At 48.9% G+C, this 23,029-nt stretch carries 22 protein-coding genes and 1 tRNA gene; 5 read left to right on the top strand and 18 right to left on the bottom strand.

What is annotated here, in order from left to right:
• Nucleotides 1–40: 40 nt before the first annotated feature.
• Entirely contained in the window at nucleotides 41–454 is a 414-nt protein-coding gene (locus tag BBP27_RS01085) for a YqaA family protein (RefSeq protein WP_188211426.1), read from the top strand.
• A gap of 64 nt (nucleotides 455–518) precedes the next feature.
• Here BBP27_RS01085 and BBP27_RS01080 read toward each other — a convergent pair whose 3' ends face one another.
• From BBP27_RS01080 to BBP27_RS01065, 4 genes are all read right to left on the bottom strand, one after another.
• Nucleotides 519–1,712 carry an amino acid aminotransferase gene (locus BBP27_RS01080; protein ID WP_188211425.1) on the bottom strand — a complete coding sequence of 398 codons (1,194 nt, stop codon included), beginning with the start codon at nucleotides 1,710–1,712 and terminating at the stop codon, nucleotides 519–521.
• A 98-nt stretch (nucleotides 1,713–1,810) separates the two neighbouring features.
• On the bottom strand, nucleotides 1,811–2,461 hold the full coding sequence (locus BBP27_RS01075) for an HAD family hydrolase (RefSeq protein WP_188211424.1): 651 nt from the start codon (nucleotides 2,459–2,461) through the stop codon (nucleotides 1,811–1,813).
• A gap of 69 nt (nucleotides 2,462–2,530) precedes the next feature.
• Nucleotides 2,531–3,475 carry a cation diffusion facilitator family transporter gene (locus tag BBP27_RS01070; protein ID WP_188211423.1) on the bottom strand — a complete coding sequence of 315 codons (945 nt, stop codon included), beginning with the start codon at nucleotides 3,473–3,475 and terminating at the stop codon, nucleotides 2,531–2,533.
• Between the two features lie 15 nt (nucleotides 3,476–3,490).
• The gene (locus tag BBP27_RS01065; RefSeq protein WP_188211422.1) at nucleotides 3,491–4,321 is read right to left on the bottom strand and encodes a ferritin-like domain-containing protein; all 831 of its coding nucleotides are present in this window, start codon (nucleotides 4,319–4,321) and stop codon (nucleotides 3,491–3,493) included.
• 289 nt (nucleotides 4,322–4,610) lie between these two features.
• Between BBP27_RS01065 and lolA the strand changes: the two genes are divergently transcribed.
• Nucleotides 4,611–5,231 carry an outer membrane lipoprotein periplasmic chaperone LolA gene (gene lolA / locus BBP27_RS01060; RefSeq protein WP_036493771.1) on the top strand — a complete coding sequence of 207 codons (621 nt, stop codon included), beginning with the start codon at nucleotides 4,611–4,613 and terminating at the stop codon, nucleotides 5,229–5,231.
• Between the two features lie 76 nt (nucleotides 5,232–5,307).
• Here lolA and glmM read toward each other — a convergent pair whose 3' ends face one another.
• Nucleotides 5,308–6,645, bottom strand: a complete 1,338-nt coding sequence (gene glmM / locus BBP27_RS01055) for a phosphoglucosamine mutase (RefSeq protein ID WP_003747557.1) — start codon at nucleotides 6,643–6,645, stop codon at nucleotides 5,308–5,310.
• 216 nt (nucleotides 6,646–6,861) lie between these two features.
• Nucleotides 6,862–7,728, bottom strand: coding sequence for a c-type cytochrome (locus tag BBP27_RS01050; protein WP_049323135.1), 867 nt, complete (start codon nucleotides 7,726–7,728; stop codon nucleotides 6,862–6,864).
• A 285-nt stretch (nucleotides 7,729–8,013) separates the two neighbouring features.
• Here BBP27_RS01050 and BBP27_RS01045 point away from each other — a divergent pair.
• A tRNA-Arg gene (locus tag BBP27_RS01045) sits at nucleotides 8,014–8,089 on the top strand.
• A 91-nt stretch (nucleotides 8,090–8,180) separates the two neighbouring features.
• Here the strand turns inward: BBP27_RS01045 and BBP27_RS01040 are convergent.
• Both BBP27_RS01040 and BBP27_RS01035 read right to left on the bottom strand, forming a co-directional pair.
• Entirely contained in the window at nucleotides 8,181–9,374 is a 1,194-nt protein-coding gene (locus BBP27_RS01040) for an amino acid aminotransferase (RefSeq protein ID WP_188211421.1), read from the bottom strand.
• A 110-nt stretch (nucleotides 9,375–9,484) separates the two neighbouring features.
• Complete coding sequence (locus tag BBP27_RS01035; RefSeq protein WP_188211420.1) at nucleotides 9,485–10,258, bottom strand: FadR/GntR family transcriptional regulator; 774 nt, start codon at nucleotides 10,256–10,258, stop codon at nucleotides 9,485–9,487.
• 339 nt (nucleotides 10,259–10,597) lie between these two features.
• On the opposite strand from BBP27_RS01035, the gene BBP27_RS01030 reads away from it, so the two are divergent.
• Nucleotides 10,598–12,574, top strand: coding sequence for a TonB-dependent copper receptor (locus BBP27_RS01030; protein WP_188211419.1), 1,977 nt, complete (start codon nucleotides 10,598–10,600; stop codon nucleotides 12,572–12,574).
• A gap of 125 nt (nucleotides 12,575–12,699) precedes the next feature.
• Here BBP27_RS01030 and BBP27_RS01025 read toward each other — a convergent pair whose 3' ends face one another.
• From BBP27_RS01025 to BBP27_RS01010, 4 genes are all read right to left on the bottom strand, one after another.
• On the bottom strand, nucleotides 12,700–14,037 hold the full coding sequence (locus tag BBP27_RS01025; RefSeq protein ID WP_188211418.1) for a sodium-dependent transporter: 1,338 nt from the start codon (nucleotides 14,035–14,037) through the stop codon (nucleotides 12,700–12,702).
• A gap of 266 nt (nucleotides 14,038–14,303) precedes the next feature.
• A complete protein-coding gene (locus BBP27_RS01020; RefSeq protein ID WP_188211417.1) occupies nucleotides 14,304–15,209 on the bottom strand; it encodes a metal ABC transporter solute-binding protein, Zn/Mn family in 906 nt (301 codons plus the stop codon).
• A gap of 79 nt (nucleotides 15,210–15,288) precedes the next feature.
• Complete coding sequence (locus BBP27_RS01015) at nucleotides 15,289–16,164, bottom strand: metal ABC transporter permease (RefSeq protein WP_003747573.1); 876 nt, start codon at nucleotides 16,162–16,164, stop codon at nucleotides 15,289–15,291.
• Between the two features lie 76 nt (nucleotides 16,165–16,240).
• Nucleotides 16,241–16,966 (bottom strand): metal ABC transporter ATP-binding protein, encoded by a 726-nt coding sequence (locus BBP27_RS01010; protein ID WP_188211416.1) that lies wholly within the window; start codon nucleotides 16,964–16,966, stop codon nucleotides 16,241–16,243.
• A 270-nt stretch (nucleotides 16,967–17,236) separates the two neighbouring features.
• Between BBP27_RS01010 and BBP27_RS01005 the strand changes: the two genes are divergently transcribed.
• Nucleotides 17,237–17,533 carry a DUF2288 domain-containing protein gene (locus BBP27_RS01005; protein ID WP_003685376.1) on the top strand — a complete coding sequence of 99 codons (297 nt, stop codon included), beginning with the start codon at nucleotides 17,237–17,239 and terminating at the stop codon, nucleotides 17,531–17,533.
• 66 nt (nucleotides 17,534–17,599) lie between these two features.
• Here BBP27_RS01005 and apaG read toward each other — a convergent pair whose 3' ends face one another.
• From apaG to hpnD, 6 genes are all read right to left on the bottom strand, one after another.
• Nucleotides 17,600–17,968 carry a Co2+/Mg2+ efflux facilitator ApaG/CorD gene (gene apaG, locus BBP27_RS01000; RefSeq protein ID WP_003682575.1) on the bottom strand — a complete coding sequence of 123 codons (369 nt, stop codon included), beginning with the start codon at nucleotides 17,966–17,968 and terminating at the stop codon, nucleotides 17,600–17,602.
• A 92-nt stretch (nucleotides 17,969–18,060) separates the two neighbouring features.
• A complete protein-coding gene (locus BBP27_RS00995; protein WP_188211414.1) occupies nucleotides 18,061–18,549 on the bottom strand; it encodes a phosphatidylglycerophosphatase A family protein in 489 nt (162 codons plus the stop codon).
• The gene (gene thiL, locus BBP27_RS00990; protein WP_188211413.1) at nucleotides 18,542–19,498 is read right to left on the bottom strand and encodes a thiamine-phosphate kinase; all 957 of its coding nucleotides are present in this window, start codon (nucleotides 19,496–19,498) and stop codon (nucleotides 18,542–18,544) included. Before thiL ends, BBP27_RS00995 begins: the two co-directional genes overlap by 8 nt.
• Before the next feature lie 187 nt (nucleotides 19,499–19,685).
• A complete protein-coding gene (locus BBP27_RS00985) occupies nucleotides 19,686–20,405 on the bottom strand; it encodes an SDR family oxidoreductase (RefSeq protein ID WP_070822525.1) in 720 nt (239 codons plus the stop codon).
• Between the two features lie 95 nt (nucleotides 20,406–20,500).
• Complete coding sequence (gene hpnE, locus BBP27_RS00980; protein WP_188211412.1) at nucleotides 20,501–21,808, bottom strand: hydroxysqualene dehydroxylase HpnE; 1,308 nt, start codon at nucleotides 21,806–21,808, stop codon at nucleotides 20,501–20,503.
• A complete protein-coding gene (hpnD, locus tag BBP27_RS00975; protein ID WP_188211411.1) occupies nucleotides 21,805–22,653 on the bottom strand; it encodes a presqualene diphosphate synthase HpnD in 849 nt (282 codons plus the stop codon). The genes hpnE and hpnD overlap by 4 nt, the downstream gene beginning before the upstream one ends.
• Nucleotides 22,654–23,029: the final 376 nt, after the last annotated feature.

Below are 23,029 nucleotides of genomic sequence, written 5' to 3'. Positions count from 1 at the left end.
TTATTTCTTTTTTACAATACTCATTGATATAACTCAAAATATGCCCCTTCTTTACGCTTACCTTGGCCTGATTGCCTCTGCCTTTACTTCTGCCACACTACTTCCGGGTACATCCGAGGCGGCATACGCCGCATTTGTGTACCAATATCCGCAACACGCCCTCAGCGCATGTTTGTGTGCCGGATTGGCGAATGGCTTGGGCAGTATGGTTTCGTATTACATGGGCAGGATGTTTCCGGCCAAGAAAAGGCCGTCTGAAAAAGTATTGGCGCGTATACAAAGATGGGGAATTTGGCCGCTATTGTTTGCATGGCTGCCCATTATCGGCGATGCCCTCCCCCTTGCTGCAGGCTGGCTCAGGCTTAATGCTTTGCATTGCGCCATTATTCTGATTGCAGGCAAACTGCTGCGCTATGCCATGATTTATTGGGGAATGAACGCAGTTGCCGGATAAGCTGACAAGTCAAAAATAAAGGCCGTCTGAATAATTCAGACGGCCTTTGCCTTTAATTCGACAATTACAACACTTTCACAATGCTCTCGCACAAATAATCGATGTTGTCATCGGTAATGCCTGCAACATTAATGCGGCCGGAGCGGACGGCATAAATGGCAAACTCGTTTTTCAAACGGTCGACTTGTTCGGGAGTCAAGCCGCTGAAAGAGAACATGCCGTTTTGTTCGATAATGAAATCAAAGTCTTGGCTAGCACCTTTGGCCTTGAGCAATTCGACAAATTTTTGGCGCATGGCTTTGATGCGGCCGCGCATTTCATCGAGTTCGGCAATCCATTGTGCTTTCAAATCATCATTTTTCAACACCAGCGCAATGGTGTTCGCACCGTGTGAAGCCGGGTTGGAATACAAGGTACGGATGATGGTTTTGACTTGGCTGTGGGCACGGGTGGCAGTTGCTTCGTCTTCAGCCACCAAAGTGAACGCGCCGACGCGCTCGTTGTACATACCGAAGTTTTTGGAATAAGAGCTGGCAATCAGCAATTCTTTATTGTATTTCAAGAATACGCGCAAGCCGTAGGCATCTTCTTCCAAACCATTACCGAAGCCTTGGTAAGCAAAGTCAAACAGCGGCAACCAGCCTTTTTCGGCAGAAAGTTTTGCCAAAGTTTCCCATTGTTCAGGCGTAGGGTCGATACCGGTAGGATTGTGGCAGCAGCCGTGCAGCAGGACGATGTCGCCTTTTTGCGCTTGGCTCAAGTCTTCAATCATGCCGTCCCAATCCAGACCGTGTTTGGCGGCATCGTAATAACGATATGGTTTGTCTTGGATACCGACTGCTTTGGCGATGGCGTTGTGGTTTGGCCAAGTCGGATTGGAAATCCAGATGGTTTGCGCGTTCAACTGGCGTTTGGCAAACTCGGCAGCAATGCGCAATGCGCCTGTGCCGCCGAGGCTTTGCGCTGTTTTGGCGCGACGGCTGGCAATGATTTCGTGGTCTTTGCCAAACAACAGGATTTGGGTTTGCTCGTTGTAATCGGCAACGCCGTCGATGGTCAGGTAATTTTTAGTCGTCTCGCTTTCCAGCAGGCGTTTTTCAGCCTCTTTGACGGCTTTGACAATAGGCGTTGCGCCGGATGCGTCTTTGTACACGCCGATGCCGAGATTGACTTTTTCGGGACGGGTTTCGGCTTTAAACGCTTCGCCCAAACCTAAAATCGGATCAGCAGGAGCTGCTTCGATATGCTTGAAGAACATGATTTTTCTCTTTACAAGTAGTAAAACGGTTGAAAAAATACAAATTTATGTAATTTTACGCCGTTTCAGGCCGTCTGAAAACGGATTATTACAGGGTTTTAACGCAAGATTGCCAACAAATCCAAAGGCGTGGCAATACGGAAATCGGCAAGCCAGTTTTCGGTTTGGTCTTCGGCAGAAATATAGCCCCAATCGGCAAGCACGGTTGTCATCCCGGCATTTTTGCCTGCCTGCATATCGCGCTCTGCATCGCCGACATAAAAACATCGCTGCGCCTCAACGCCAATCTGTTCGCACGCATAAAACATAGGCTTCACGCTGGGCTTGGGTTCATCGCAGGTATCGCCGCTGACAATCACGGCGGGAGGCACGGCAAACCCAAGCTTAGGCACGAGGACATCGGTAAAACGCATGGGCTTGTTGGTGATAATGCCCCATTGGATACCGCGTTGAACTAAGGCTTCCAGCATTTCGTTTACGCCGTCGAACAAGATGGTTTGATCGGCATAGCAGCGGCTGTATTCATCCAAAAATTCTTTGCGCCATTGCATATAGTCCGGATGCTCGGGCGTAATGCCTGCACCGAGTTTGAGCAAACCGCTCGCACCGTGGCTGGCCTGCGGACGGATTTCATCCATGCTTTTTTCAGGCAAACCGTGTCGGCGCAATACCGTGTTGAGCGCGCCACCCAAATCAAGTGCGGTATCGGCAAGCGTGCCGTCAAGGTCGAATAATACGGCTTGGGTCATAAGTGTTCCTTTGATGATTTTAGAAGGCCGTCTGAACAATCCAACAAGTTTCAGACGGCCTGAATATGGTTAATGGTGATGGTGTTCATGCATTTCCTGCGAACACAAGACTTCATCTTTATGCGGGTGCCGTTCGCTTTCAATCTGAATCGTACAATGCCCGATGTTGTGATGCACCAATTCATGTTCGATACGGTAGGCGATTTGTTCGGACTCTGCCACCGTCATGCCGCCATCGACAACAATATGGCAGGATAAAACGTGGATATTGCTGGTAATCGTCCAAACATGCAAGTCATGAACGGATTTTACGCCTTCCGTATTGCGGATCACGCTGAGCAACTCATCGGTATGGATGTTTTCCGGCGCGCCTTCCATCAAAATGTGCAAAGTCTGTTTAAACAGCGTCCAACCGCTGCGCCCTACCAAAGCCGCCACCAATACGCTGGCAACTGTATCCGCCCATTGCCAGCCATACGCCATTATTAGCACTGCTGCAACAATCGCCCCTATCGAGCCGAACAAATCGCTGATTACATGCAGATACGCGCCGCGCATATTGACGTTTTCTTTAGTATCGCTATTTTTCAACATATAAACGGCGACGCCGATGTTGACCAGCAATCCGATGATACTGACCACCAACATGCCGCCCGTCAAAATTTCCGGCGGATAAAACAATCGTTTGACTGCCTCATAAAAAATCATCGCCGCAATCAACACCAGCGACAATCCGTTAAACATCGCCGTCAAAATTTCAAAACGTTTGTAACCGAATGTCTTTTGCAGCGTGGTCTGTTTCTCGCCAAGTTTGAATGCCCACAATGCCATGCCCAGCGAAAACGCATCGCTGAACATATGCCCCGCATCGGAAAGCAGGGCCAAAGAGTTGGTCAGCCAGCCACCGACCGCCTCAACCAGCATAAATCCGGCAATAACAAAAAATGAAATGCGCAATACCTGCTTGTTGGCGGTATGCGTATGAGCGTGCGAATGATCGTGATAATGTGCCATGATGGTTTTACCGTTTCAGACGGCCTTTTTATCCTGTTTCAAACTTTTCTCAAAATCTTCCAACATATCCAGCTCGAAACGGCTGAATCCAGCACGTTCCCGCGCTTCGATATTGACGTAGCCGCGGAAGATAAACATATCGTAACGCGCAATCAGGCTGCGGAACAGGGCGACCGGTTCCAAACCGCGCTCACGGCAAAGATGCTGATACCAATGATTGCCGATAGCGACATGCCCCACTTCATCGCGGTAAATAATATCCAGCACATCGCAGGTTTCCATATCGCCGCGCTGCGCCACTTTTGCACGAATACCCGGCGTAACATCCAAACCGCGCGCTTCCAACACCCGTGGCACCAAAGCCATGCGCAATAAAGGATCGTAAGCGGTTTTATACGCCATGTCCCACAAATGCCCGTGCGCTTCAAAATCGCCGTAATCGTAGCCCAAGCTGTTCAGACGGCCACGCATCAAGCCGAAGTGAAACACTTCTTCTTTCGCCACCCTTACCCAATCGCGTACAAACTGAAACGGCATATTGCGGAAACGATACGCCGCATCCAAAGCCAAATTAATCGCATTAAATTCAATGTGCGCAATCGCATGCAACATCGCCGCATAGCCTTCGACCGTATTCATCTTGCGCGGCGTAACCTCCGAAAGGGCAACCAAACGCGGACGCGACGGATGACCGGCAAAACGGCAATCCACAGGTTTAGACGCTTCAGCCGTCAAGCCTTCCGCCTCGCCCAACTGCGCAAACAAGGCCTGCGTCAATTTTCCTTTTTCATCCGGATTGTCCGACAGCAAAGCCTGTTCCAATAAAGGATAAGGATTCAGATACATACAAAACCATTGTTTTCAAAAGATAAATATTATAACCGTTTTAAAAAGCAAACAGAAAGACTATAATTTCACGCTTTCCGTAAAATGACATTAAATACCACACCAAGCCCTTATGCGTTTCATTAAAAAAACGTCAAAACCAAATACAGGCCGTCTGAAGAAATAAAATTATTTCAGATACTTGCTTAGTTTTTTCATATTTACACAAATTAAACCCGCCCTTCAGCCCCTTGCCTGTTACACCATAACGTCTATACTGAACCCATCTCTCCGAACAAGGAACCAAAACATGAAAACTACCCGACTGTTCACCCTGACCGCTGCCGCGCTGCTTTCTTCAGCCATCGGCTTTGCACAAGCCGGCGCAGTGGACGCCCTGAAAAAATTCAATAATGACGCCGACGGTATCAGCGGCAACTTCAGCCAAACCGTTCACAGCAAAAAGAAAACCCAAACCACATACGGTACATTCAAAATCCTGCGCCCGGGTTTGTTCAAATGGGAATACACCAAACCCTACAAACAAACCATCGTCGGCGACGGCAAAACCATTTGGCTCTATGACGTAGATTTGGCGCAAGTAACCAAGTCCTCACAAGACCAAACCATCGGTGACAGCCCTGCCGCCATTCTCTCCAACAAAACGGCATTGGACAGCAGCTACACGCTGAAAGAAGACGGCTCTGCCAACGGCATCGACTACGTTTTGGCTACGCCTAAGAAAAACAACGCCGGCTACCAATACATCCGCATCGGCTTCAAAGGCGACAACCTCGCCGCCATGCAGCTGAAAGACAGCTTCGGCAACCAAACCAGCATCAGCTTCAGCGGTTTGAACACCAAACCTAACCTTTCCAGCGGTATGTTCAAATTCACTCCTCCTAAAGGCGTTGATGTCTTGAGCAATTAAGCTTCTAATGAAACACAAAGGCCGTCTGAACAACAGACGGCCTTTTATTTAGTTCAATTCAACATCAAACACACTGTTACTTTTGACCTTGAATGGCGGCGGCAATTTTTTCTGCGCCTTTTTTCGCCCAGTCCGCCTGTTTGGCTTCCACCATCACACGCACGACAGGCTCGGTACCGGATGCACGCAAGACCACGCGGCCTTTGCCTTCGAGTTCTTTTTCCACTTCGGCCAAAGCTTCTTTAGAAGCATCCTGCCAGTTTTGGCCTTTTTTGATGCGGACGTTAATCATGGTTTGCGGATACGGCTGCCAATCGGCGCAAACGGTGGCAAGGTCTTGATTCAAGGTTTGCAATGCAGCCAAAACTTGCAGCGCGGAAATGATGCCGTCGCCGGTATTGTGTTTGTCCATGCACAAAATATGACCGCTGGCTTCGCCGCCAATCAGCCAACCGCGTTGGTGGAGCTGTTCCAACACATAGCGGTCGCCTACTTTGGCGCGGCAGAAATCAACGCCCTGCTCTTTCAAAGCAACTTCCATCGCCATATTGGTCATTACCGTACCCACAACGCCGCCGATTTCCACGCCTTCATGTGCGCGTGCTTTGGCAATCACATAAATCAAGCTGTCGCCGTCATACACTTTGCCATTGCGGTCAACCATCATCAAACGGTCGCCATCGCCGTCCAAGGCAATGCCGTAATCGGCTTCATTTTGCAACACAGCGGCTTGCAAAGCTTTCGGATGGGTCGCACCGCATTTTTCATTGATGTTGTAGCCGTTTGGCTCATTACCGATACTGACCACTTGCGCACCCAATTCATGGAATACTTTAGGCGCAACCGCATAGCCTGCACCATTGGCGGTATCGACCACCAATTTCAGACCGCGCAAGTCCAAATGACTTGGGAAAGTGGATTTACAGAACTCGATATAGCGGTCATCCGCACCATTAATCCGGCGCGCACGGCCAAGACGGCTGGACGGCTGGGTTTTCATTTCCTCATCGATTTTGGCTTCGATTTCCAACTCGATTTCATCGCTCAGCTTCACACCGCCTTCGGCAAAGAATTTAATGCCGTTATCGGAATAAACATTGTGGGAAGCAGAAATCATCACACCTGCAGACAAACGCAAAGCACGGGTCAAATACGCCACGCCCGGAGTCGGCAAAGGGCCGGTTTGAATAACATTAACACCGGCGGCGGTAAAACCGGCAATCAGCGCGGCTTCCAGCATATAGCCTGAAATACGCGTGTCTTTACCGATCAAGACGGTCGGTTTGATTTCGCCTTCATGCTGCACCAAAACCTGACCTGCCGCATAGCCTAATTTCAGGACAAAATCAGGATTAATAGGGAATTGACCGACTTCGCCACGCACACCATCAGTACCGAAATATTTTTTTGCCATGAGATAACTCCGTGATTGTTTTGTCGTATGTGAATATGGTTGAACTTCTTTAAAAGAATCTTGATTGTATTCGAAGGCTGTCTGAATCTTTCAGACGACCCTTGATCATGAGAATAATTTACTACTTCAGTATTATAGCAAGATCCGGATTTCCTGCACGAAAAAAGCGCATCCTTTTGCAGAATGCGCTTCCTATTCGAGATTCGAAATCAAATCTTAGAATTTAGCACCAGACTGATTAGCCATGTAATCAACTGCAGCTTTCACTTCATCATCGCTCAGGCTACCGTTACCGCCTTTGGCAGGCATTGCGTTAAAGCCTTCGAGTGCGTGTTTGTGCAGGGTGTCTTTACCTTGTTTGATACGAGGAGCCCAGTCTTCTTTTTTACCTACATGAGGAACACCTGGAACTGCACCGCCGTGACATGCTTGGCAGTTGGCTTCGTAAACTTTTTTGCCGTCTGCGCCGCCGGCTGCTGGAGCTGCCGCACCTTTATCATCTGCTTTGGCCGCATCTGCTTTAGGGGCTTCTGCAGGAGCTGCACCTTCAGCCGCCGGAGCTGAAGCAGCTTCGCCGGAAGCGGCTGCATCGGCAGGAGCTGCGGCATCAGGATCAGGGAAAGTACCGCCAGCTTTGTTGGCCATATAAGTAATCACGCGTTTCAATTCTTGGTCGGTCAAATCAGCCGCACCGCCTTTGGCAGGCATTGCATTGAAACCGTTCAGAGCGTGTTGGAACAAGGTATCGAAACCTTGGGCAATGCGAGGCGCCCAATCGCCTTTGTTTTCAAATTTAGGCGCTTTGGGAACGATGCTGTCCGCCGCGTGACATTGAATACAGATTTTGTTGAAAATCTGATCGCCTTGACGCTCGCCGACTGGAATACCGTCGCCCAATTTCAGTTGGCCGACTGGCTGGATACGGGTTTGAGTCGCAGCTTCGGTTGTTTCGGCAACATCGCCGAATGAACCGCTTCCCGCCAGTTTGATCAGGAAGTAAATCACTGCAATGACAATAACGATACCGCTCACAAGGGTGAACAATGCAGAGCCTTGGGCTTTGTGGTCGCGGAGTTGTTTCATTTGGTAGGCCTCGCCGTTAGGTTAGGTTGTGCTGTAAGTTATAGTTTATGTGTTAAACGCAGTTAACAATATTTTGCTGGATTATACTGAATTCGCAAAGGCTTTCCAATCCATCTTGAGAAAAAGATACGCAAAAATCCTCAAAAAGGCCGTCTGATTCTTGTAAACCTTTGTAGTTATTTGAATATTCCACCCATGCAAAAGCGTGACCGCCAATGCCACTTTCTGACACTTTCAAGATAAACTTTGCCAACGGCGCCAATATGCGTTAACCTTACGGCTCTCGCACCCATAGCTCAGTTGGAAGAGTGTCAGTTTCCGAAGCTGGAGGTCACAGGTTCGATCCCTGTTGGGTGCGCCAATTATAAAGAGGCCGTCTGAAAGATGAAAATTTTTCAGACGGCCTTTTGATTTACTTCAAATAAAACTACATTCAATTTCAGATTAAACGGCTATTGCAACACTTTGGCAAATGCTTCGGCCACATAATCGATATTCGATGCATTCAAACCGGCTACACACATCCTGCCCGAATCCAGCAGGTAAACGGCAAACTCGTCACGCAGGCGGTGTACCTGCTCTACGGTCAAGCCTGTATAGCTGAACATACCGCGCTGTTTGATGAAATAGCTGAAATCACGATTGGGGATTTTGGCCGTCAAAACATCATAAAGTTTCTGACGCATGGCACGGATGCGGTCGCGCATGGCGTAAACTTCGTTTTCCCACAAAGCGCGCAGCTCCTCGCTGTTCATCACATCAGAAGCGATATATGCACCATGCGCGGCAGGGCTGGAATAAATACGGCGGACGGTAAATTTCAACTGTCCGAACACCAGCTCTGCTTCTTCCTTATTGGGACACACTGCGCTCAAACCGCCGACACGCTCGCCGTACAGCGACAGGTTTTTCGAAAAAGAATTGCTGACAAACAAAGGCAGGCCCATTTCGACGGCTTTACGGATTGCATAGGCATCGCTGTCCAAATCCTCGCCGAAACCTTGATAGGCAATGTCCATAAACGGAATCAGCTTGTGCGTTTTGATAATGTCCAACACTTTATCCCATTGCGCTTGCGACATATCGACGCCGGTCGGGTTTTGACAGCATGGGTGCAAAATCAAGACGCTGTTTTCCGGCAAGGTCTTGAAAAACGCAGTCATTTCTTCAAATTTCACGCCGACGGTTTCAGGGTTGTAATAAGGATACGTCCCCACTTCAAAACCGGCGCCTTCAAAAATACCTTTATGGTTGTCCCAAGTCGGGTCGCTGACATAGGCTTTCGCTTCAGGGAACCAACGGTGCAAAAAGTCGGCACCGACTTTCAACGCCCCCGAGCCGCCCAAAGTCTGTACGGTCGCAATGCGCCCTTCTGCCAATGCCGGATTATCCTTGCCAAACAACAAACGCTGAACCGCGCTTCGATAAGTGTCCAAACCTTCCATCGGCAGATAAGGCGATGGGCGCGGTACGGCCGCACGCTCTGCTTCTGCCCGGCGGACAGATTCCAAAACCGGCATTTTGCCTTCGTCATCAAAATAAATGCCGATGCTCAAATTGACTTTTTCAGGACGCTCGTCGCGTTTGAAGGTTTCAACCAAACTCAAAATCGGGTCACCCGGATAATACTCGACATGACGGTACATGGTGCTTCCTTTGTTTTTAGACAGAATGAGGAAGATTGTGGCACTAAAAGGCCTTATTTGCAAAATCAGGCCGTCTGAAAAAATTCAGACGGCCTGATTATTTTTAAACGCTACCAATCTACCCGTTTCAAATCATTTTGCGCCAATACGTCCGCATGCTCGCTGCGGCTTTGATATTCCCTGTCCTGCAAAATACGGCGGGCGACATAATTCAAATGCAGTTTTGCCGCTTCTGCCGCCTCGGCCGGTTTGGCCTGGGCAATGGCTTCAAAAATAGTGCGGTGCTGCGCAATCAGCGTCGGGCGCGGGTCTTCGGTTTGATGGATATAGATAATGCCGCTGCGTGTTTGCTGATAAAGCATTTTGAGCAGGCTGCTGGAAAGGTGGCTGAACAGGATATTGTGTGCGGCATCGGCAATGGTTTGATGGAAGCTGACGTCTGCTTCGGCTTGATGCTCCAAATTTCTGCTTTCGCAGGCCGCTTCAAATTTCTGCCGCCAAAAGTCAATGCGTTTCAAGTCGGCATCAGTCCGTCTTTCGGCGGCCAGCGCCGCCATACAGCCTTCAACGTGACAGCTGAAATCGAATACGTCTGTTTCCCAATTGGTATGTTTGCCGAGCAACTCCTGCCAGCTTTGTAAAAAATCCTGCTGCGGCTTGACGGAAACATAATAGCCATCGCCCTGCCGCGCTTCCAAAACCTGCTTGGCAATTAAAATATTCAACGCCACCCTGACCGACGGCCGCGATACGCCGAATTCTTCCGCGAGCGTACGTTCGGGAGGCAATTTACTGCCTTCTTCATAAATGCCGGTCGCGATACGTTCTTCCAAAACGGCTAAAACCTGATCGCTGATTTTTTGCGGACGAACCAATTTCGTCATGTTGTATTCCTGATGATTGAAGGACAGTTTTATTCAGACGGCCATAAATTGGATTGACCAATTGGCCGCCCATTCTAATCAATCCCCTATTTTTTCGTCAAGAAATGCCATTCTCCCCATCGCAAGCATTTTAATTCAAACACATTCATTTTTATTGATTAACCTCACCAATGCCTTCAAATCAATATTTTGGTATGACCAATCTTAACAAACAACCTATGCGCCAAAAATCTGAAAATATTGATTTAGATTAAAATCCCACTGCTTCTATTTTACTAGACTTTATGTATAATACTTAGGTATTAGTTAATATAATTCCTAATAATAGAGAGAAACAATATGAAATACCCACCATTACTTATCTTACCCATTGCCTTAGCCGTATCCCAAGCATGGGCAGAGACTAACCCTACACCTGAAGAAACAGTTACCCTTTCCCCTGTCACCGTCACCGGCACACAACAACAAAAAGCCAATCGCGTTACTTTCAACCCCAAAGCTGCTTTGCAACCCCTCCCTGCCGGAGACGGGGCAGACCTTTTACAATCCGTGCCCAACATGAGCATCATCCGCAAAGGCGGCAGCTCGGGCGATCCGCTGTTCCGCGGTTTGGGCGGCTCGCGCCTCTCCGTCAATGCCGACGACCAGTTTATTTATGGCGGTTGCGGTATGCGCATGGACCCGCCGACTGCCTATATCCACCCCAATTCTTTCGACAAAGTCGTGGTCACCAAAGGCCCGCAAACCGTTACCCAAGGCATGGGCTTGGTCAGCGGCTCGGTGCAATTTATCCGCAAAGACCCTGATTTCACTGAAAAACCTTACAACGTTAACGCTACCCTGACGGCAGGCAGCAACGACCGCCGCGACGGCTCGTTGGAAGCCGAGTTCGGCGGCAAATACGGCTACGTCCGCAGCAATATTTCCCATAACGAAGCCGACGATTACAAAGACGGCGACGGCAACCGCATTCACTCCAACTTCAAACGCGACAGCCAAATGCTGCAACTGGGCATCACCCCGACCGAAAACACCACCATTGCCGGCACATACGAGCGCAGCAGGGCCAAGGTTGCCTACGCCGACCGCATGATGGACGGCAGCAAGTTCGACCGTGATGCGTGGAATGTCCGCTTTACCCAACGCAACCTCACCCCATGGTTCAGCGAATTGGAACTGCGCTACGGTAAAAGCGAAATCGACCACGTGATGGACACATACAGCCTGCGTACCATCCGCAACCCTGCCGGTATGCAGATTAAAAATGCCAACAACCCTAAACGCAATACCGATACAGGCCGTCTGAAAGCCACTTTCGACTGGGACAAACTCAATCTGCAAACCGGTTTGGATTATCTGGACGACGTCCACGTCGCGCGTATGGAGCGCGGCGGCGACGGCTACAGCCACAAGCCCTATATGCCCAACCAAAGTTTCAAACAATGGGGTATCTTCACCGAAGCCTCTTGGCAGCAAACCGACAAACAACGCTGGGTAGCAGGTTTGCGCCATGACCAAGTCAAAGCGCATTACGATACCGCGCGTGTGACCGACCCCATTTTGAAACATCAAAAATTCAATTTGAACTCAGGCTTCCTGCGTTGGGAAAGAAATACGGACAACGGCCTGAAATACTATGCCGGATTCGGCATTGCCGAACGCGCGCCTGACTACTGGGAACGCCTGCGCTCTGAAAACAAAGCCATCCGCGCAGAGCAAAATCGCCAAATCGATGCTGGTGTAATCTGGAAACGTCCCAACCTCCACGCATCCGTATCCGTATTCGGCAGCGACATCAAAGACTTCATCATGATGGAGCGCCAAGGCATGAATTTCAACGTGCGCAACATCAACGCTTCACGCTTTGGCGGCGAAGCCGAAGTCAAATGGACATTTGCGCCTAACTGGGAAGTCGGCACCAGCCTCGCCTACACCCACGGCAAAAACCGTACCGACGGCAAACCTTTGGCACAAACGCCGCCGCTCGAGTGGAACAACACCCTTGCCTTTGACAACGGTAAATTCAGCGCGGGCGCATTATGGCGCGTCGTAGCCAAACAAAACCGTTACAGCAAAGGCCAAGGCAATATCGTCGGCCAAGACATCGGTGCATCTTCGGGCTTCGGCGTACTCTCGCTCAATGCCGGTTGGAAATTCAGCAAATACGCCACATTGCAAGGCGGCGTGGACAACGTGTTCAACAAAACCTATGCTGAATTCGTCAGCCGCGGCGGCGACCCGTCTGCCGGTACTCAAACCATGCGCGTGAACGAACCCGGCCGTACTGCATGGCTGAGACTGCAAGCGAAGTTCTAATCAACCTCGAGCGTATATAAAAAGGCCGTCTGAAAATTTTTCAGACGGCCTTAATATTTTTATGATGTTTTAAACAAACAGTCCGGCGAAGCAATGCAACGCCGGACTGTTTGCTCACTATCGGTTTAAATCAAACCTAAAGAGTTGATGAACACCACAATAATCGCAATCGGCGCAAGATAGCGAAGCGCACCCAGCCACAGGTAAAGCAACTGTTTCGGAATGGTGCTGCCCATGCCTGCATCACGCAGGACGGACTGTTTGTCCTGAACCCATGACGTAAACACGGCAACGCTCAATGCGCCAATCGGCATGATGACGGCGGAAATAATGAAGTCCCACAAGTCAAAAATGGTTTTGCCGAAAATCTTAAATTCGCCCCAAACGCCAAATGACAGCGCCGAAGGAATACCGACTATGAAAATCGCAATGCCGGTTACCCAAGCGTGGCTGCTGCGCTTTTTCTCGTCTTGGCGGATGGTTGCCGCGATAACGGTTTCCAGCATGGAAAATGCGGAAGTCAGCGTCGCAAAGACAACCAACAGCATAAACACGGCAAACAAATATGTACCCATCGGCATCTTCATAAAGACCGCAGGCAACACGACAAAAATCAAACCAGGGCCTTGGCCGGGCTCAAAACCGAAGGCAAATACCGCAGGGAAAATCACCAAACCGGCCAGCAGCGATACAAACAGGTTCATCCACATAATCATATGGCCGGAGCGGAACATATCCTGATCCTTACCCAAATACGAGGCATAGGTAATCATCGCAGACACGCCGATACTCAAGGCAAAAAATGCCTGACCCAAAGCAGTCAGCATTGTGCCCGGTTTCAAATACGACCAATCCGGCTTCAACAAGAATGCCACGCCCTCCATTGCGCCGGGCAAAGTCAGCGAACGGATAGCCAGCGCGATAAAGAGGATAAACAAACCCGGCATCAACACGCGGTTTGCCTTTTCAATGCCGTCTGAAATGCCGCCTTTAACCACCCAAATGGTAATCAGCATGAACAAGCCTTGGTAAAACAGCGAACCAAACGGTGAAGAAATCGTGTTGCCGAACAAGGCTTCAAAGTCTGCACCGGCATGAATTTCACCGGTAAAGCTGTGCACGACGTAGTTCAACACCCAGCCGCCGACCACGCTGTAAAACGACAGCAAAATAAAACACGCGGCCACACCCATGCGGCCGACCCACGGCCACTGCGAACCCGGGCGCAATACTTTAAAGGAATCAATGGCGTTTTTACCGCCTGTACGGCCGATGTAAAACTCGGCCAGTTGAACCGGCAAAGCCACCAAAATGGTGAAAATCAAAAACAAAAGAAAGAATACGGCGCCGCCGTTGGTACCGGCTGTATAAGGGAATTTCCAAATTGCACCCAAACCGATGGCCGAGCCTGCCGCAGCAAGCACAAAGCCGATTTTGGATGACCAAGACGAATGGTTGCTCATGATGTAAGATTAAGAAATGTGAAGATGCCGAATTGTAACAGGGTGAAGTCAAGCCGTGAGTGGCCTGCAGACCGCCGATAAGCAATTCGCACGGATGGTGCGTACTTATCAAGCAAATTGGCATGAATTTTTGATAATTAAGCTTTTAATAGCACAAAACTAATTTTTATATTTTAAATTTGACGATTTGTTTCAAAAATAAGCATATAAAAGGCCGTCTGAAACCTTGTTTCCAAGTTTCAGACGGCCTTTATCTTGAAACCGTTTTATTTTTTCATGGCATCAGTCAAAACTTTGACATTGTAGCGGTACATGCCGATGTAGCTGTTGGCCGGTGCGCCACCCAATGCATCGGAATACAAACGTCCGCTGACATTGACGCCGGTTTCTTTGGCGATACGGTCAATCATGCGCGTGTCTTTGATGTTTTCGGTAAAGACGGCTTTAATGCCCTCGCGTTTGATTTGGCGGATGATGGAAGCCACTTGTTTGGCAGACGGCTCGGCTTCGCTGCTCACGCCTTGAGGGGCGATGAATTCAATATTGTAGCGTTTGCCCATGTACGTGAACGCATCGTGTCCGGTCAAGACTTTACGCTTGGCGGCAGGTACGGCATTAAAGGCAGCCTGCGCATCGCTGTGCAGTTTTTTCAGCTGCATTTGATAGTTGCCCAAACGTTGCTGATAGTAGGTTTTGCCTTCAGGGTCAGCTTGAATCAGCGCATTGGCAACGTTTTGCGCATAAGTGCCCATCAGGACGGGGTCGGTCCAAACGTGCGGGTCAAATTCGCCGTGATCGTGATGATGGCCTTCGTGATCGTGGTCATGATGATGGCCGCCCTCTTCTGCTTTCAAAGCCTGAATGCCTTTGGTCGCTTCAGCGAAAGGCACTTTGCTCTGTTTGACTGCGCGTTGCACATCGGCGGCTTCCAAGCCCAAGCCGTTGAGCAATACCAATTTTGCGCTGCGGATTTTTTTGATGTCGCCGCTGGTCATGTGGTAGGCATGGCTGTCTTGGTTGGCGCCCACCAAGCTTTGAACGGCCACGCGGTCGCCGCCAATCTGTTTGGCCACGTCGCCCAAAATGCTGAAGCTGGTCACAACAGGCAACGGAACGGCATAAGCGGCACCGGTCAATAATGCGGCAACGATGCCGAGTTTCCAATGTTTCATATTCTCTCCAGTGATATAACGTAACATTAACATCATCATAAGACAGACCGCCTGATTATTCAAGCCGCCGTCTGAAAAATCATGCCGTGCGGTGTTTTTTACGGCGCAACCATTTTGCCAAAATGCCGCCCTCCCAACCAAACACGACGGAAATCAGGTAAAGCGTGCCGCAGCATAAAATAATCGCCGGGCCGGACGGGATTTCAATATGGTAGGAAAACAACAGTCCTGCCAAACCGCAAAGCAAAGCCAATGCGACCGACAAAATCATCAGCCAACCCATGCTTTTCGCCCACAGTCTGGCGGTAATTGCCGGCAACATCATCAAACCGACCGACATCAGCGTGCCCAATGCCTGGAAACCGGCAACCAGATTCATCACGACCAGCACCAAAAACAGCACATGCCAAAAGCCGCCCTTACCACCGACAGCCTTGAGGAACAAAGGGTCTATGCTTTCCAACACCAGCGGGCGGAACATAACCGCCATCAGCAAAATAGTGACGCTCGCAGAAACGGCAATCAGCTGCAAAGCCGGAATATCCACCGCCAACACCGAGCCAAACAGCAAATGCAGCAAATCGACGCTGCTGCCGTTTTTGCTGACCAAAACCACGCCGATGGCAAGGCTGCTCAAATAAAATGCGGCAAAGTTCGCGTCTTCTTTCAATGAAGTAAACCGGCTGACCAAACCGGCCAACAAAGCCATCAGCAAACCGGCTGCAAAACCGCCGACGCTCATCGCAGGCAAACTCAAACCGGCAAACATATAGCCAATGGCCGCACCGGGCAAAACCGCATGGCTCAAAGCATCGCCCACCAAACTCATGCGGCGCATCACCAAAAATACACCGACAGGCGCCGCGCTCAATGCCAGGCAGAAAATCGACGCCAGGGCATAGCGCATAAAGTCGAATTCGACGAACGGCGCGACGACCAAATCATATAAATCCATGTTTTATCGCTTTTTTATTAATCTCTGAAAGCCTGAGGCCGTCTGAAAAACACTTACTTTCAGACGGCCTTGTCCATTAAACCGCGCACCAATCGGCCGCTTCCTGCTTCTGCATCATTCGGTTGGCCTGTGCCAAAAATTCATCGGTCAACACATTTTCCGTCGCACCGGCAGCCACTTTTTCACGCGCCAAAAGCAGCGTGTTGGCAAAATATGCCCGCACCTGCTCGTAATCATGCAACACGGCAATCACTGCCTGACCGTCCTGATGGCACTGGCGCAAAACTTCCAACAGCGCATAAGTCGTCCGCGCATCCACTGCGTTAAACGGCTCATCCAGCAGCAAAAACTTGGCATCCTGCACCAGCATCCGCGCAAACAATACGCGTTGGAATTGGCCATTGGACAAGTGCGCGATTTGGCGCGTGGCAAAATCCTGCATTTCCACGCGTTCCAAAGCCGCCATCACGCGCTTTTTCTGCGCTGCGTTCACACGTCCGAAAAAGCCGATTTCATACCACAGCCCCATCGCCGCCAGTTCAAACACCGTCATCGGCTGGCTGCGGTCAATGTCCGACTGCTGCGGCAGATAGGCAATATCCTTGCGCGCCATATTTTCATAGCGCACGCTGCCCGTATCCGTTTTCTGCAAACCCATAATGGCTTTGAGCAGGGTCGATTTGCCCGCGCCGTTCGGCCCGAAAATCGTCCACATCTTACCATCTTCAAACACCATATCAACATGGTGCACCACCGGCCTGCGCTGATAGCTGACCGTCAGATTTTCTACCACGATACTCATGGCGATACCGCCCAAAAATATACAGCCCACAACGCCACCAATGCGACAAGTGCAATCAGCAGCCTTTGCAGCAATCCGGTCAACAATACAGAATTCATAAGCCTAAAACCGCCCTTGCCCGAATACGGACAACAGGCCGTCTGAAAGAAAATTAAAACATTAAAATGATACTGTATAACGTTAACCCTGTAAATTTCTTTCGTTTTCAGACGGCATCGGGCAAAAGGCCGAATATCGGTTACAATCCGTTTTTTATTTGATGATTGTCCTATGTCTATTCCACTCTTAAACGAAAAACTCAATACCGAAACCGCCCGCATTTCATGGGAAGAGCTGCAACCCCACTTCGCACGCGGTGCCGCCGTTTATGTTGCGCCCGATTTGGATTTGATTGCCGTCGCCCGCCATGTTGCCGAAGATGAAGCCGCGCCATTGAAACAATGGATGGAACAAGGCAAATTCGGCACCGTCAGCGATGATATGGCGCGTACTTTTCTAGCGGATAAGCAAGAAATGTGGGCGGTCGTTGTAGCGCCATGGGTATTGGTACAACCTTGCAAAGACTGATAAGGCCGCCTGAAAAAACGAAACCGGAACATTTCCCATGTTCCGGTTTTTCATTTTTCAGACGGCCTATTGTAAAGTAAAGCCTGCTTTGAATTCAAGCTTCGGCACCCCGATAACGAAACGTTTGCCGATGCTGTCTTCAAATTCATACGCGCCTTCAATACTGCCCCAAGGCGTGCTGATTTGCGAACCGCTGTTGTACTCATAGGCTTCGCCCGGGTACAAAACAGGTTGCTCTTCAATCAAGCCAGCATGACCGACCTGCTCTGTCTCACCGTGTCCGTCGGTGATTTCCCAAAAACGCTGACGCAAAGTAATGATTTCATCGCTGCGGTTGCAGATGGTAATCAGATAATTGAAGGCGTAGCGGTCGCGGTAGACGTCGCTTTGGCCGGCCATATAACGCGGCTCCACGTTAATCTCGATTTCGTTCATAATTGTTCACCCGTATATTTATTTTATTTAAAACCGGATAATTCCGGCGTGTCCGCCCTATTTTTGCAAAGGGTCGAAACACTTAAAACACATCACGCAATCCAATGAAACAGCCCCAAGACCAATAAAGTCATCACAGCCACAATCAAATCATCAAGCATAATGCCCAAACCTCCATGAATCCGCCGGTCAAACCATTTGATCGGCCAGGGTTTCAACGCATCAAACAAGCGGAAAATAACAAAAGCCGCCAGCCACCAGCTCCATTTAAACGGAATCAGCGACAGCACCAGCAGCATCGCGACAATTTCATCCCAAACGATACCGCCGTAATCCTGAATGCCCAGTTCCCTCTCGGTATAACCGCAAATGCGGATGCCCCAGAAAAACAAGGCGATACACAATAAAAGCAATATCCAGCCGTCTATGCCCAACAGGCACAATACAAAAGCCAGAGGTAACGCGGCCAGCGTCCCTGCCGTACCCGGCGCAACCGGCGATAAGCCGCTGCCAAAACCAAATCCTAAAAAACACAATGGTTTGTGCAACAGCCAAGAAAAAGTAGGTTTACGTTCAGCCAAAATGATCAAATCCTAAAGAAGTCAGTTCCAATACGCCGCCTTCGGCATCCAAAATATTCAGACGGCCTGAGTCAGTCATTTTACCAATTCGGGCAACCGGTACGCCACTTTGTTCCGCCGCCTGACAAACACGTTCCCTGTCTTCTGGAGCAGCAGTAAAAATCAGTTCGTAGTCATCGCCGCCGGCCAATACTGCCGACAACCATTGCTCGCTCGACAAAACGTTTTTCAATTCAGGCAACGACGGTACACAATCGGCAAAGATTTCCGCCCCGACAGCAGAGGCTTTTAAAATATGCCCCACATCTTGAGCCAGGCCGTCAGAAACATCTTGCGCGGCATGGGCAAACGGCAACAATGCCTGACCCAATGAAACGCGCGGCTCCGGACGGAGCAATTTCTCATCGCAAACCGCCATGATTTCAGACGGCAATTGATAATGCCCAAGATGTTTGTTCAACGCAGCGGCAGCCAAACCCAAGCGGCCCGATACCCAAATATCGTCGCCGACTTCGGCCCCATCACGCCGCAGGGCACGCCCTGTCGGAACTTCACCCACTATCGTTACATTAAAGACCAAATCGCCTTTGGTGGTATCGCCACCAATCAACACCGTATCAAAACGCGCGGCCAAAGCAAAAAAGCTGTCGCAAAAACGTGTCAGCCAGTCTTGATTCAATTCAGGCAGCGCAGCACTGAGTAACACCCACCGCGGCTTGGCACCCATAGCGGCCATATCGGACAAATTTACTGCAAGCATTTTCCATGCCAAATCTTCAGGCGAAACATCTTCAAAAAAATGTCTGCCTTTGACCAACATATCTGCGCTAAAACATAAATCAAATCCGTTACTTGGGCGAATAATAGCGGCATCGTCCCCTATGCCCAAAATCAGACCTTCCGATTTTTGTCGCTGCAAATATTGTCTGATAAAGTCAAATTCCGTCATATTTATCCAATACAACTATAACTTAGATTATTATATCTAATTTTGTGCCAGCCTGATGTTTGCCTGCTAACACGTCAAACATCAAACTTCAACATTATTTAGATATAAAACTCAATAAGTTAAAGGCCGTCTGAAAATACAGATTTCAGACGGCCTCATGTTTTCAAACCACTCTGAGCAGGTAGATTTACAGATAGACGATTTCGCCTGTCCGCCCCCTGCTCTCTCGGCTTGCCCACCAAATAAATTGCGGCAGGACATCTTCGTAGTTTTTACGTTCGCTTTTCGATTCGCCCGGATGAGATTTGATACGTTGCGGCGAATTGATGGCTCCCGGCACCAAAACATTGGCACGCAGGTTGTCAAAACGTTCCCACTCGTCCGCAGCCACTTTACACAAATAATTAAGCGCAGCTTTGGAGGCACCGAAACCACCCCAATAAGCTTGCGGTTTTTCGCCGTGGCTTTCGCCGACAAAAATCACAGAAGCGTCTTCGGATTGCTTCAACAATGGGAACAGCGCACGGGTCAAGCCCATAGGCGCAACAGTATTGATACGGTATTGGTTGACCCATTCCGATACGGTTTGGAAATCCAATGGCGACAAGGCATAGAAATAGCTGGCGCAATGCACCACGCCATCCAATTTTCCGCCGGTAGCTTCATCAATGGTTTCTGCGAATTGCTTAAACTCTTTCTCCTCCGCGCTCATCAAATCAAAGCAGATGGCAAATGGCTCAGGGCTGCCCGCAGCCACAATGGCATCATATACTTTTTCCAAACGCTTTTGATGACGCGCCACCAAAATGACAGTCGCTCCGGCAGCCGCATAGGCTTTGGCAACCTGCTCGCCCAAGCCTTGGGATGCGCCAGTAATCAAGATGGTTTTGTTCGCTAATGTCGTCATGACTTTTCCTTGAACTTTATGGTTTCGGATATTGTATCGGCTTGGTAAGTTTTGTAAAGTCAAAAAGGCCGTCTGAACATTCAGACGGCCTCAGTTTATTCAAACCGCAAATCCAGCATAAGCTTTTCAGCCGCGGCAAAACCTGACTGAACCGCCGCTTCCAAGGTTGCCGGATAGCGCGGATGGAGGTAGTCGCCGGCCGGATAAATACGGCGATGGTGCAGCCATGAGAAACCAGGTTGTACAAAATCAACCGTTGCCTCCGTAGTCGCGCGTTTTTCCGTAATAATGCGTACGGCTTCGGGTTTATCCAAATCCGGACAAATCCGCTTGATGTCCGCATGAATTTTCTCGGCTAAATCTTTGTCCTTCCAAGCCTCGACGTAATCGGAAACGCTGATGACGACCGCGACTTCATTATCCGGCAAACCCAACACCCCCCGATGCAGCACCCACTGCGCCATACCATCAGCAAACCCGGTTAAAGGCGCAGGCAACTTGACTGCTTGGGCATAACGCAAATAAACCGTAGTAATCGCATGGTAATGCAACGATTGATAGGCCGTCTGAATATAGTCAGGCGTATCTTCAGGCAAAAGCGCGTCAACATGATATGGCGCAACGGCTAAAATCACCGCATCAAATACTTCGCCATTGATTTCAATTCGGCCATCGATATGATGATTTAAATCGGAAACACGAGTTTCAAGATGTATTTTTGCACCATGTTTGTGTAGAAAATCCAAAGCCGGTTCGGCTACGATCCGCCCTAAATCCTGCTTGGGCAAAAGATAATCGCTGTTCGCCTTTTCAGACCACACGCCATCATTCAATACATTGCATAAAATGCGCAACGATGCCTGTTCTAACGGCGTATTTAAAGCACCCCAAACCAAAGGTTGCCAAAATTGGCCAAGTAGGCTGCGCGGAACATTTCTTGTTCTCAACCACTTTGCAACCGTCAAATCGGTTTTATGATGGCCTGCCCAACGTTGCAATGCCGACATATCCGACAGCAATTTGATTCTCAATGAAAAGGAAAGATTTTTTGCACGCAGGATACCGACAAGCAAATGCCACGGTGCAGGCAGAGAGGCCGTCTGAAACTGTAATCCTTCATGGATGTACCATTGCAAAGGCTGGCGTAAAAAGGCTGATTCAGGTTTAACGCCAATATGTTGCATCAAAGTTTGAACACCATGATACGCACCCAACAAGATATGCTGCCCATTATCCAAAAAGCTGAATCCATCATTTTTCCCGGCTAAGGCACGCGCTCTACCGCCCGCTTGCCTCCCGGCCTCAAACAAAGCAATATCAGCTCGATGAATCAGGGAAACCGCCGCAGACAAACCTGCCCAACCGGCACCAATCACAGCAATTTTTGGACGCTGAGTATTCATGGTTTAAATCCAAACAGCCAAGTTTTCAAAGCAATCCGTTTTTTACGGGGAGAAGGAATCGCAATTTTGTAAGTCAACACATTTTGCGCACCATCACGGTCGATTTCATTCAACAGCGCATAATAAATGGCCGCCATAATCAGACCGACTTTTTGCGATTTCTTATCCGCAGCCGGCAAAAGCAACATAGCCTCACGATAAGTTTCACGCGCCCTATCCACTTGAAACTGCATTAATTTCGCAAAATTGTCTGTTGGTTTACACTGCATGATGACGTTGGCAGGCACATCAAATTTCTGCATTTCCTCTATCGGCAGATAAATTCTTCCCTGCCGCGCATCTTCGCTCACATCACGAATAATGTTCGTCAACTGCAAAGCTAAGCCCATTTTTTCCGCATATTCCAAAGTTTTCGGATTGGAAAAACCTAAAATCCGTGCAATAAGACGCCCTACAACTCCGGCAACACGGTGGCAATACAGCTTTAATTCATCAAAACTACCATAACGAGCCTGCTCCAAATCCATCTGCATCCCATCAATCAAAGCTTCAAATTCATTCTTCGGCAAATCAAAACTTGCCCGAATATCTTTTAAAGCTTGATGAACTGGATGCTCAGGCATCTCATTGTTGAATACTTTCTCTAAATCACTGCGCCACCAATTCAAGGTAATCTGAGCCACATTCGGATCGGTACAGCCATCGACCACATCATCCAGTTCGCGACAAAAAGCATATAAAACAGTGATCGCATTTCGTTTTTCTACTGATAAAAAACGAAAACCGGATAAAAAACTGGAATGGCTTTCCGCGGCCTTTTGATGACAATAATCCAAAGCAAGCACTGTGAGTCCTAAAAATATCGTTATAAATAATTAGCAGGGATTTTATCTGTATTTAAAAAAGTACGCCAATATCAAAACTCATCTTACGACAAGGCCGTCTGAAAGCTGATTTCAGCATCTTTCAGACGGCCTAAGATCTTGCGATAATATAAGTTACTAAAATTTTATGATCAATCTCATTTTCAAAATACAAAAATTTTCTAATTTCCCAACTCTTTGTTCGATATGAGGAAAATTTTAGTTACTTGAAAATTTATGGCGCATTTTTATGCATTAAATGTCGTTAAAAGACTATTTTTATGAAGGTCTCAACCTGAAACCTATTTTGTAAATTCTATTTCATTTCCCATACTCATTCTCCTTTTCCAACAACCGT

This window comes from Neisseria sp. RH3002v2g, from assembly GCF_014596425.2.
Taxonomy (GTDB): domain Bacteria; phylum Pseudomonadota; class Gammaproteobacteria; order Burkholderiales; family Neisseriaceae; genus Neisseria.
Note: the sequence above shows the minus strand (reverse complement) of the source record. Positions and strands in the feature narration are given on the sequence as shown.